This is a genomic window from Emergencia sp. 1XD21-10, assembly GCF_009936045.1.
Lineage (GTDB): Bacteria > Bacillota > Clostridia > Peptostreptococcales > Anaerovoracaceae > Senimuribacter > Senimuribacter intestinalis.
Window position 1 is genome coordinate 22,955 of record NZ_QWEQ01000030.1, and the last position, 12,025, is coordinate 34,979.

Below are 12,025 nucleotides of genomic sequence, written 5' to 3' on the forward strand. Positions count from 1 at the left end.
CTAATTCCCCCTAAAGTACTGCCATTTATCCCCTGTAAAAATCGTCCGCTATTTAATCTTTGACTTAACTTCAGTTTATTGCAAAGTTTTATCGCTGTCAATAGCTGTAGGAAAATTGTAAGAATTTAATCCCTTTATATAGTTACAGCAGACTTTGAAAAAATGATACACTCCTTTCAATCAGATTGTCATTATAGTCAAATTCTGCTGAATGAATCGGCGTACATTCCATACCCGCGCCCATCCAAACCAGCGCGCCGGATGCTTTTTTCAGATACCAGCCGAAGTCTTCCGAACTTCTAATCGGGTTTTCCAAAGTCTGGGTCTTCCAGCCTTTTTCATCGGCAATATTTCGGATTTTTTCAATGCTTTCTCCGTGATTATAAGTCTCCGGGAACACATCGTGATAAGCAGTTTCCAGTAGAAGACCATACTGCTGCGCCTGCTCCTTTGCAAAATTTTCTATCCGGTCCCGCAATGCATTCATCTCATCTTCAATTTGTCCCCGAATAGTCAAAAGCAGTTTACCCTTATGGGCTGCTACCCCAAAAGCTCTTTCGCCGATATCCACCTGCACTACCGTCGCCAAAATCAGTCCTTCATGACATTCCGGTGCAGCCATCTTTTCTAACTCCAGCACCAATCTGCTAATCACCGCTGCAGGATTCCTCCCCTTTTCAGGCTGACTTGCATGGGCGGAAACTCCTGTAAACGTCAGCTCCATGCCCATGGATGCACAGTTAATCGTACCTTCCCGAAGAAGCAGCGCCCCTTCTTCAAAGCCCGGAAAATTGTGCAGCGCATAAACCGTTTCAATTTGTTTTTCTTCAATCAACTGCGCACAAACTTTGCCGCCAGCGCCGTTTTCTTCCGCATGCTGAAAAATCAAATATACCTCCCTGTCTGTCCCTGTTTCGGAAAGTTCCATGGCAAAGGCTGCCAAGGCAGCGCTGTGCCCATCGTGTCCGCACTTGTGGGCAACACCTGGATTTTCAGAAGCATAAGGCAAATTGCTATCTTCAAAGACTGAAATAGCGTCCATATCCGCACGAAAAGCGATCCTTCCTTTTTCGCTCTTTTTCTTTGGCTCATATACCGCATAAAACCACTGTCCTCTATCGACCACCTGCAAATCTGTATTTACCTTGATAAACTCCATCAGTATTTTCTTTGTACGCACTTCCTTTTCCGAAAGTTCCGGGTATCGATGCAGCTCATGGCGCAGCGCAATCGCTTTTTCCAGCAACTCCTGTTTCATCTGTTCCTCCTCACATAACTGATCTGACATAACCTTTCTTCTTGCAAAAAGAGCCAGGGCTTTCGGTTACCCAGGCTCTTTGTCATATCTTTTTAAAATTCTGCAGTTTTCGGTGTTCTTGGGAACGGCAGAACATCTCTGATGTTGCCCATTCCGGTCAAGTACATAATCATTCTCTCAAAGCCTAAACCGTAGCCGGCATGTTTTACGCCGCCGTATTTACGCAGATCCAGGTACCACCAGTAGTCTTTTTCATCAAGACCAAGTTCTGCCATGCGGGCAGTAAGCACGTCCAGACGCTCTTCTCTCTGGCTTCCGCCGATGATTTCACCAACACCCGGCACCAGCAAGTCGCAGGCTGCAACGGTCTTGTTGTCATCGTTTAATCGCATATAGAATGCCTTGATATCCTTTGGATAATCCGTAACGAAAATCGGCTTCTTGAATACTTCTTCTGTCAAATAGCGCTCATGCTCTGTCTGCAGGTCAATACCCCATTCTACCGGATACTGGAACTCCTTGCCGGACTTCAGCAGCAAATCTACTGCTTCAGTATAGGTGACTCTGCCAAAATCGGAATTTACGATATTATCCAGTCTTTCCAACAGCCCTTTATCAATGAAGCTATTGAAAAACGCCATCTCTTCCGGTGCATGCTCGCGCACGTAGTTGATAATATATTTTACCATAGCTTCCGCTAAATCCATATTATCGTTCAAATCAGCAAACGCAATTTCCGGCTCAATCATCCAAAACTCAGAAGCGTGTCTTGTAGTATTGGAATTTTCTGCTCTAAAGGTCGGTCCAAAGGTGTATACGTTTCTGAATGCCATAGCAAAGGTCTCTGCTTCCAGCTGTCCGCTTACAGTCAAACTGGTTTCCTTGCCGAAGAAATCCTGGCTGTAGTCGATCTTTCCATCTTCAGTCATAGGCAGATTGTCCATATCTAAAGTCGTAATGCGGAACATCTCACCTGCACCCTCGCAGTCACTGCCCGTAATAATCGGAGTATGTGCATAGACAAAATCCTGCTCCTGAAAGAATTTGTGCACGGCGTAAGCTACCAGAGAACGCACTCTGAACACCGCAGAGAAGGTGTTGCTTCTAGGTCTCAGATGCGCAATCTCTCTAAGGAACTCCATGGAGTGGCGTTTCTTCTGCAACGGATAATCTGCGGCAGAATCCGCCTCCATCGTCACCTCTTCTGCCTTGATTTCAAAAGGCTGCTTTGCTTCCGGTGTCAGCACCAGTGTGCCGCGAACCAGCCAAGCAGATGCAATCGGGGCCTTTGCAACTTCTTCAAAGTTGCTGATTTTGTCAGCCTCATAAACAACCTGCACGGACTTGAAAAAAGTACCGTCGTTGAGTTCTATAAATCCAAACTTATTAGAACTTCTATTGGTTCTGACCCAGCCTCTGACAACAACTTCCTTGTCGGCATAGGAGGCGGTGTTTCTGTGAAGTTCTCTAAGCTGTATATCTTTCATTCTCATAACCTTCCTTTATAAAAATCGTTTATATCATTTATACATCATACCATGTAATTCCAATGACTTCAAGAGCTGATTGCAGCGATTCTAGCAGAAATCAATGCTTTTAAACTTTCTTTCATTTCTTCCGTTAAATATGAATCCTCACATTGCAAAAAAAAGGCGTCCTTCAGTCCACATATCCTTCCAATCATCTTTTCAGCAGATTTTTCAGGAATCCCGCAATGTGCAGCAAACTCCAAGAAATCCCTTCTCTTCAACCTTTTTCTCTTTCCATTTAAGGTAAGCGCTGTTTCATCAGTATCTTCCGGTATAATCACATTAACAGGCAGTAAATCATATGCTTGCGACAGGCAAAATTCTCTATTTGCCGGCGCAGTTTCTATTAAAGAAAAATTCTTTAAATGCATATCAGAGTTTCCAATAATATAAGAAAACACTAGCCGCATATAAAGTTCTGATAAATCAAAGCCCCTATTAACCGAATACGCATTAATTATTTTTCCACATATTTCGTATGACGCTTTATATTTGTCCAAGGTCAATCTTCCCGAAAGCTGGCAAAAGTCCTCCATGGCATACAGTTCTACCGAATCCCCATCTATAAGTCTGTCAATGCGTCTTGTAATATATGCGTATTCGTCATGAATTTTCACCAGTCCGTGAGGCACTGTCTTTACCCCCGCAATCCTTGCTAACCTCATCGCCAAATCTTCAAACTCCGGAAGCTTCTCAAATTCGTCAGTTTGCGGCTTTAAAATATAACCCGTTGGATAGTCTACAAGTGTAAGACGGGATTCCGTTTCTGTGGATAAGTGCAGTGAAAGCTTCTTCTGCACCCCAGGAACTGTCAATCCTTTATTTACCGTCTTCCTTGCTAACTGATTTAATCCCTCTTTTGTCACATCTAAAATAGGCATTTTATCCGTACCAAAAAAAGCTTTTACACACTTCTTGTGCCAGCAAGAATCTTTCTCCTCCAGCGACACCGAATCCCTAATATCCTTTTGACAGTATAAGCATTTCATCTCTATTCTTTCTCCGTTCTGATCGACACATCACCGATACAATCCCTACAAGTTAAAAGCAGTAGACCAAACCGGTCGTTAGCATTGATTTTCCAGTTCCTGCTTGCAACATCAAGAAGCCAGCCTTCTGGAACAAGACCATCAAAAAAAGAAAATAGCATGCTAGCACTATAACCCTTCTCGCTTAAAGGTAGTGTCAAGCTAACTGCCACTGCGTTTTCCTTGTTTCTATATTCATTATCATAAGAAAAAGTATATCCTTCCTCTGTTTCTGCTACTACCCCTGCGTACTGATTTTGGATATATACATATCCTTTTCGATACTCTAATGGCATTCTATCTCTCCTTTTTAACAGGCATTGCTTCCATGCCAAACATCGCAAGTGCCTGATTTACCTTATCCAGTCGTACAGTTTCCTTCCCCTGCTCTAACTCTCTGACAAAACGCAGTCCAAGGCCCGAACGTATAGCAAATTCCTCTTGCGTCAACCCTAACTTTTTTCTTTCTTGTTTTATATAATATCCAATTCTATTCATATTTACATATTACACCCTATCGGGTGCATTTTCAATCATTTTTTCTATTATATACCCTTTAGGGTATATTTCCGCATTCTATTTTTATAATTTATACCCCTTCAGGTATAGTTTTCTCTTTTTCAAATTCCAGCCGCATATCATTCCAGACTGCACCACCGTGAGCCGACTCTGACACCCCGATTTTCTGAAAGCCGAATTTCTCATAATATGCAATTAAATAATCCTTGCACGCCAGGATTATTCCCTTAAGCCCTGCCTGCCTTGCCGCCTCAATACTGTACTCCAAAACCTGCCCGGCAAAGCCTTTCTTTCTGTGTTCGTCCGATGTCAGAACTGATAAAATCGCAAAATACGGACCCGCCTCAAGGGATATATTTTCATAAAGCGCATCAGAAAACACATCCCGCTGCGTCAGTCTTCCCACTACCGCGCTGACAATCTCACCATCAAGCTCTCCCACAAAGAACCAGTCGCTGATGTTCTTCAAGCGATACTCATAAGTCTCTCGCAAAGCCGCCTCCGCTGGCGGAAATGCCTGCTTTTCGATTTCCCAAACTCTGTCCAAATCCGGCAGTCTGCCGTTCCGAATGGTTAGTTTCATCACACCGCGCTCCCTTGCAAAGTTTTCTGCAATCCCCTATTTCTTCCCTTTCAGTACTGCCGCTACGATTCTATCACGTCCTGCCAAATCCTGCAGACAGGTCACGCAGGCAAACTGCTCAGTTTGTTCAATGAGACTGCATACAGCTTCCCTCTGATCGTGACCGATTTCAAACATCAGCACGCCATCTTTTTTCAGACAGTCAGCAGCGTCCGCAATAATCCTTCCGTAGAAGTCTAGTCCACCTGCTCCGCCGTCCAGCGCCATCATTGGCTCGTGGTCGCGAACCTCACGCTGCAGCGTTGGAATCACAGAAGTTTTTATGTAAGGAGGATTAGAGATAATCATGTCAAACCGCTTGTTTTTAAACCGACCCTTAAATGGAAGCAGCAGATTTCCCTCCTGAAAAGTCACTTTGACCCCCAGCTTTCCGGCATTTTCCTTTGCGACCGCAAGGGCGTCTTTACTAATATCCGAGCAGGTCACCTTGGTTCCTTTGCAAAGCTTTGCGAGAGAAAGTCCGATTGCGCCACTGCCGCAGCAAAGATCCAGCACCTCCCAATCCTTTTTTCTCTTTGGGAGAAACGCCTCTCCACGCAGTGTTCCATCAGAAATTACACCCATAGCATCCTCTACCAGTGTTTCCGTGTCCTGACGGGGAATCAGCACGCTTTCATTCACGTTAAATTCCAGGCCCATAAAATCCTGCGTACCAGTAATATACTGGAGCGGCTTTCCGCTGCTCCGCAAATCCAACAGTGTAAAATACTCATCGCACAAACTGTCCGGCAAAATCTTCTGATATTCCAAAATCAACTGTGCGCTAGTAATTTTCATTAAATAGCAATACAACAGTTTGCAGTCGATTGCTGCATCACCGATTTGGCGTTCTTCAAGCTGTCTTTTGCCGATATTTAAAATTTCTTTCACCGAAAGGCTCATTCTTTACTCCTCTTTATCCCTGCGCATCCGCAGATTCCTGCTGGCCCTGCTTAGCGTCCTCCTTGCTCTTTCTCTCTATCTTATGCTCCTGTATCAAATTTCCTTCAAGGTCACAAATCCCCTCAAAATACGGCGTATCCTCAGGCACCATAACTGCTTTCATAGCACAAATAGCAACTTCCAACTGGTCATCGGACGGATTCTTTGTAGTCAACTTTTGTAAGTACAGTCCCGGCAGGCTAAGAATCTTGACAACCCAGCTGTCACTCCTTCCTGCCCACTTCAAAAGCTCGTAGGAAAGTCCTGCAACCACCGGTACCAGCAGCAGCCTTGACACAATTCGGAGTACCAAATCCGGCCAGCCAAGGAATAGGTGAAGCACGAAACTGATAACCATAACAAAGAGCAAAAAGCTGGTTCCGCACCTCGGGTGCAGTGTATAAAACTGCTGCGCATTGGCAGGAGTCAACTCTAAATTGTTTTCAAAACAGTGAATGCACTTATGTTCGGCACCGTGGTACTGAAACACCGTCTTGATATCCTTCATCTGGCTGATCAGCCCCAGATAAATCACAAAAATTCCAATTCGCATGATGCCTTCAATCAAATTAAAAGCAAAATCGCTGTCAATAATCGGCTGAAGCAAATTTGTCACTACTGTCGGAAGCAAAATAAACAAACCGATTGTCATGGCGAGAGCCAAAATCACGGAAAGGTAAATCATCAGATTCCATGCGCCCTTCTCCCCAAAATGTCTGTTAAGCCATGCTTCCATTTTGTCCTCTTCTGCGTTTTCCTCACTGGACCAGCTGGCTTCCAACACGTCCGCAGAATACATCAGAATGCCGGTCCCCTGCACCAAAGACATGACAAAGGCAACAACCCCTCTGATAATCGGAATCTTTGTCCACTTTCCCATTTTCTTATTCGGCTCTGTTTTCATGTGGATTCGTCCGTCAGGCAGCCTCACCGCAACCGCAGTGCGCGACAGTCCTTTCATCATAATCCCCTCCATGACCGCCTGTCCACCAACGGGCGTTGGGCATGCGTCTTTCAAAAAAATCTTGCTCAAATCCATAATTAACCTCTATCTACTGCTGTATAAAAATCTTTTTTATAATCTGGATAAAATTTTCATTGTTTCTGGTATGCGCCAGATTGTCGATAATCGTCTCTGTCACTTCCTGCACAGGACTGTTCGCAAGAGCTCTTCTCATTGCCCAGATTGCTTCCATCTCATCCTGACTCATCAGCAAATCCTCCTTACGGGTTCCAGATTTGTTCAAGTCGATGGCAGGGAATATTCTCTTCTCTGACAATTTCCTGTCCAGATGGACTTCCATATTACCTGTACCCTTAAATTCCTCAAATATAACATCATCCATGCGGCTTCCTGTTTCAACCAGCGCTGTCGCCAAAATGGTGATGCTGCCACCCTCTTCGATATTTCTTGCTGCACCGAAAAATTTCTTCGGCTTGTGAAGAGCACCTGGATCAAGTCCGCCGGACAAAGTTCTTCCTGAAGCTGGAACCACCAGATTGTAGGCTCTTGCCAGTCTGGTAATACTGTCAAGCAGGATGACTACATCTTTGCCGTGCTCTGCCAGGCGCTGTGCCCTTGCCAGAACCATCTCCGCAACCTTTACGTGGTGCTGCGGCATTTCATCAAAGGTAGAATAGATAACTTCGCCGCCGCTAAGGGAGCGTTTCATGTCGGTCACTTCTTCCGGACGTTCGTCAATGAGCAAAACAATCATCTCCACTTCCGGGTGTTTTTTCTCGATGTTATTGGCAATACTCTTCAAAAGAGTCGTCTTGCCAGCTTTTGGCGGTGCCACAATCAGACCTCTCTGTCCTTTTCCAATAGGCGCAATCAGGTCAATGAGACGCATAGCAAGTTCTTTGCTGCGATCCTCCAAGGTCAGTCTTTCCCTTGGGAAAATCGGCGTCAAATCCTCAAAATCCGGTCTGCGCATAGCCACACCCGGTTCATCCCCGTTGACCGTCAGCACATAAAGCAGCGCGCCGAAGCGTTCGCCCTCGTTAGGCAGTCTGGAAATTCCTTTAATCAAATCACCCGTCTTCAGATTAAATCTTCTAATCTGCGTTGGTGAAACATATACATCCCTGTCACTGGTCAGGAAATTATTAAAACGCAAAAATCCGAAACCACCTTCAGCAATTTCCAAAATTCCCTCCACTTCCGGACGTTCCTGTTCCTTGTGGGTAGGGACTTTTCTGCGCACAGGGTGAGCCTCCTCATGTGCGAGCACCTGCGCTCCTGCTTCTTGGACCTGTCCTGCCTCAGGGCCCAATGGCTGCAATTCCACTTCCGGCTCTATCTTGTCTTCCTCTGACCTCTGTAAAATTTCCATCGCAGGCTTTTCTGCCTGCAATGCTTCCTGCAAAGCCGCCTCTTCCCGCGCTTTTCGCGCCAGCGTCTCTGCCTTTGGCGGGCGCCCCCTCCGTTTCACAGGCTTTGGCTCTGCAGGTTCATCAATTTTCCTGACAATTGCAGCTGCTCCTTCATCCACCTGTGCAGCTTCCGCTGCACGCTTTGCCAAAGTTTCTGCCTTCGGCGGACGACCCCTTCTCTTTGCAGGCTTGATTTCTGCTGCCTGTGTTTCTATTTTCTGTGTTTCTTCTAATTTCTTTCTTGGCATGTAATAATCAGACCCTAAGGCCTGTTCCTTTCTGTGTATAGTGATAATAGCTTTAATTGAAAATTATTTATTAAGGGAAAACGTTTAAGATGCGGCTTTCTAAAATAGAAAAAGCCCTTACCATCAAAAGACGAAAACTCTAATTTCATTATAATACAATGTGAAACCAATGAAAAGGGTATTTTTTTGTAAAAGGACCGCGAAAACTGCTGACAAACTAATATTTCTGCGGAGACATTTCAAATAAAAAGTGATATTGAGCCGAAAAAAGATTCAGGTCAAATGCGGAGAAACCGACGCGCCACAATCTCAATGTTTTTTTGTATCTATGGCGTTCACCCTCTGGAAAACGCCATATTCTAAGAGTTTTTTTGTATAAATGGCATCAGCCACTCGCCAAACGCCATATTTGAATTTATTTTCTAAAATACTGGCGTGCCTGCCTCCTGATATCCACTTTTTTGATATTTTACTGTAGAGTGCCAAAGTTTTTCCGACTATTTGTCTGCATTTCTTTCTGCATCTGCCATTTTTTCTTAAAACACTTTTATATGTGGCACTTTTTCATAGGTCTCCGCCATGTATACAGAAATCAATCCCAAATGTGGCACAGGGGCAAATCACCGGCACGACATGTCTTCATTCTCTTGCTGTTAATCTTACTTCCGTACACAAAACTGCCGCTCTAACTTCTTCAAGCGGAGGCGCTGACCTAAAACAAGAAGCTGTCTCATTTTATCTTGAGACAGCCCCTTTTGTGCATATGTTCTATTTATTTTGTATAATCGTAGAAACCGATACCGGTCTTTCTTCCCAGCTTACCGGCTCTTACCATTTTTCTCAGCAGCACATGTGCTCTGTACTTAGGATCACCGTATTCGCTATACAGTACATCCATAATTGCAAGGCATACATCAAGACCAATCAGATCGCCCAGTTCAAGCGGTCCCATCGGGTGGTTAGCGCCCAGCTTCATAGCTGTGTCGATGCCTTTCGCATCAGCAACGCCGTCAGCCAGAATGCCGATACCTTCGTTAATCATCGGAATTAAAATTCTGTTTACAACAAATCCTGGTGCTTCTGCAACTTCTACTGGAGTCTTACCCAGTTTCTCTGCCAGTTCTACGATTGTTGCCTTAGTTTCATCGGAAGTTGTCAGCCCCTGAATGATTTCTACTAATTTCATAGCAGGAACAGGGTTGAAGAAGTGCATACCGATTACTTTGTCAGGTCTGCCTGTTGCAGCAGCGATTTCGGTAATGGACAGGGAAGATGTATTTGTAGCAATGATTGCTTCTGGCTTAACCAGCTGATCCAGTTCAGCAAACAAAGCTTTCTTTGCTTCCATATCTTCTGTTGCTGCCTCAATAATCAGGTCTGCATCTTTTACAATGCTGATATCAGTGGAACCCTGGATTCTGCCCATGATAGCTGTCTTGTCTTCTGCAGTGATTTTTTCTTTCTTGATCATCTTATCCAGATTCTTTTCTACGGTAGCAATACCTTTATCTACAGAAGTCTGTCTTCTGGCTCTCAGTACTACTTCGTATCCGTTCTGTGCAAGTACCTGAATGATGCCAGCGCCCATAGTGCCGGTTCCTAATACACCAACTTTTTTCATTATAATAACCTCCTACTTAATGATTGTTAATTTTATTCAAAAGTTTTGTTAAAAAATTAACTTTCCTTTTTTCTAATTATATCACAATAAAAAATAAAGTAAACCCCTGAAATAAATTATTTCATTCTTACTGGGCTATAACCAGTAAATCCGTGATCCCCTTTGAAAGCTGCATAAACGCGAATAATTGTCCCAGATTATAGTCGTCCATATGGGTCAAAGAAACTTTCACACCGCAGGCTGTTTTTTCAAAGTGGCGATTTGCTTCCTCTGCCATCAGAAGATTCAGGGAGCCATCTTCGTTACATCCGTCAAAGTATGGCATCATAATATCCAAACTGTCCTTCTCTACAAGGAGCAGGGTCTGAAAAGCTGATTCAAGTTCCACATTCGCCGACTGCGAAGGCATTCTCCTGCAGCTGCCATACCACGCGCCAAAATCTACAAGCTGATTCTGCCAGACAAGCAGCAGCTCCTCACCGGCGCCGCTGTCCTTACCGCATGCTTTTCGATATGCTGCGCGCCCTACTGCGTAATCTACACCATCCAAATCCCAGGACGGTGACGCCAGCATATCGTAAAACCCTGACAAATACAACTCCAAATTTACGCCTTTAATGGCGAGTGCAAGCAGAAGGGCTGAGGTTCCAGCTCCATATGCCGCCGGAATTTCCGGATAAGATAGCAATGGATAATCCTCCGCGGCTGCTTCCACTGTCAGAAATTTACTTTCTTTTCCTGCAATGGCAAAAATCCGCTCAGCAGCCTGTTCCTTTCCGCAGCTGGAAATAAGCTGCTGCTTGAGCACGCTGTACGCCCCTCGAAGCTGCAAACTCTCTTCCGCCTCTGATATAGCAAGAAGTGTAAAGGATTTCCCTTCCAATGAATGCAGCAATGACGCATAGGCTGACGGCGAAAAGGTGTCGCCAAAGACGATGACCTTTGACTTTTCCTCTACTGGCTCTGCTGCAGAAATACCAGCGCGAAGCAGCTTCGCCATCTGCCCCGACGCCAAAACTACAGTCACATCTGCTGACTGCGCGATTTTATCTCCCAAAGCCTGCAGTTCCTCCGCCTGCGCCATGTCTGCTCTTGTTATACTGCGGCGAACCCACTGACTTTCCCAAAGCTGATCCAGACAAGCTGGGCATTTTACTTTCAATTCTTCCGTATGCAGTTTTTCAAAATTTCTCGTTTCAATAATAATATTCATATGTTCAGTTTAACATGAAAATACAGTTCGTTCAATTATTCTCTGTCACAATTTTTCTGCTTTATTTTAACTCTTTTAATTCGTAAACTAATTTTCTTAAAAGTAAAATATAGCCTACTAAAAATGGGCAATCCCGTTATGGAACTGCCCACTCATTTTTGAAAACTATGCAATTTTTCCAAGTCTGCAAACCCGCATAAACGATATACTCCCCATATGATAGTTTTGGATATTTCCATTGTCTACCATATGGGGAGCATATCAAAATACAGCTTTATCAAAAACTTTTAATTGTCCATTGGTTTCATCGTCGGGACGAAATCGGTCATATTGATAAGTTCCTCCATAATCTGTTTTACTGTCCTATTTTCTCGATTCTCCAGATTGTCAATCTGTAATCAGGTCATACTATGAATCACTTTTACATCGTGTATGTGTACGATTTGATGTAAATGATGTATGCTCTTATGACTAACTTCTGATTTTATAAGAGAAGTCCTGACATTCCCGATACGGGAACATCAGGACTATATTATTTTACTCATTTTTGAAGTATAAGTCAAGTCCCTCAAATTCGGAGCGCTTGAGTTCCTGTAGGTTTACAATAGATGTGTTACAACTGAATAAAAAAATTGCAAGATCTCATTTTTGTGTTAAAGTTAAGTTACC

General features: G+C 44.1%; 11 protein-coding genes. All 11 read right to left on the reverse strand.

The window, feature by feature from the left end; all coding sequences use genetic code 11:
- Positions 1-142: 142 nt before the first annotated feature.
- The 11 genes from D1151_RS14835 to D1151_RS14885 all read right to left on the reverse strand — a co-directional run bounded on the left by D1151_RS14835 (position 143) and on the right by D1151_RS14885 (position 11,356).
- Entirely contained in the window at positions 143-1,288 is a 1,146-nt protein-coding gene (locus D1151_RS14835; RefSeq protein ID WP_161909408.1) for a M20 family metallopeptidase, read from the reverse strand.
- 62 nt (positions 1,289-1,350) lie between these two features.
- Complete coding sequence (gene asnS, locus D1151_RS14840; RefSeq protein ID WP_334296747.1) at positions 1,351-2,751, reverse strand: asparagine--tRNA ligase; 1,401 nt, start codon at positions 2,749-2,751, stop codon at positions 1,351-1,353.
- A 62-nt stretch (positions 2,752-2,813) separates the two neighbouring features.
- Positions 2,814-3,776, reverse strand: a complete 963-nt coding sequence (locus D1151_RS14845; protein WP_160202962.1) for a HipA domain-containing protein — start codon at positions 3,774-3,776, stop codon at positions 2,814-2,816.
- Between the two features lie 2 nt (positions 3,777-3,778).
- Positions 3,779-4,111 carry a HipA N-terminal domain-containing protein gene (locus D1151_RS14850; RefSeq protein ID WP_161909410.1) on the reverse strand — a complete coding sequence of 111 codons (333 nt, stop codon included), beginning with the start codon at positions 4,109-4,111 and terminating at the stop codon, positions 3,779-3,781.
- A 1-nt stretch (position 4,112) separates the two neighbouring features.
- A complete protein-coding gene (locus D1151_RS14855) occupies positions 4,113-4,313 on the reverse strand; it encodes a helix-turn-helix transcriptional regulator (protein WP_160202960.1) in 201 nt (66 codons plus the stop codon).
- Between the two features lie 91 nt (positions 4,314-4,404).
- Positions 4,405-4,917: a GNAT family N-acetyltransferase gene (locus tag D1151_RS14860; protein ID WP_161909411.1), complete on the reverse strand. Its 513-nt coding sequence runs from the start codon at positions 4,915-4,917 to the stop codon at positions 4,405-4,407.
- Positions 4,918-4,953: 36 nt separating this feature from the next.
- Positions 4,954-5,847, reverse strand: a complete 894-nt coding sequence (gene prmC / locus D1151_RS14865; protein ID WP_251631969.1) for a peptide chain release factor N(5)-glutamine methyltransferase — start codon at positions 5,845-5,847, stop codon at positions 4,954-4,956.
- Between the two features lie 25 nt (positions 5,848-5,872).
- On the reverse strand, positions 5,873-6,937 hold the full coding sequence (locus D1151_RS14870; RefSeq protein WP_160202957.1) for a DUF1385 domain-containing protein: 1,065 nt from the start codon (positions 6,935-6,937) through the stop codon (positions 5,873-5,875).
- A gap of 13 nt (positions 6,938-6,950) precedes the next feature.
- The gene (gene rho, locus D1151_RS14875; protein ID WP_161909413.1) at positions 6,951-8,522 is read right to left on the reverse strand and encodes a transcription termination factor Rho; all 1,572 of its coding nucleotides are present in this window, start codon (positions 8,520-8,522) and stop codon (positions 6,951-6,953) included.
- A gap of 772 nt (positions 8,523-9,294) precedes the next feature.
- Positions 9,295-10,149, reverse strand: a complete 855-nt coding sequence (locus D1151_RS14880) for a 3-hydroxybutyryl-CoA dehydrogenase (RefSeq protein ID WP_350339731.1) — start codon at positions 10,147-10,149, stop codon at positions 9,295-9,297.
- Between the two features lie 121 nt (positions 10,150-10,270).
- The gene (locus D1151_RS14885; RefSeq protein WP_161909414.1) at positions 10,271-11,356 is read right to left on the reverse strand and encodes a hypothetical protein; all 1,086 of its coding nucleotides are present in this window, start codon (positions 11,354-11,356) and stop codon (positions 10,271-10,273) included.
- Positions 11,357-12,025 lie beyond the last annotated feature (669 nt).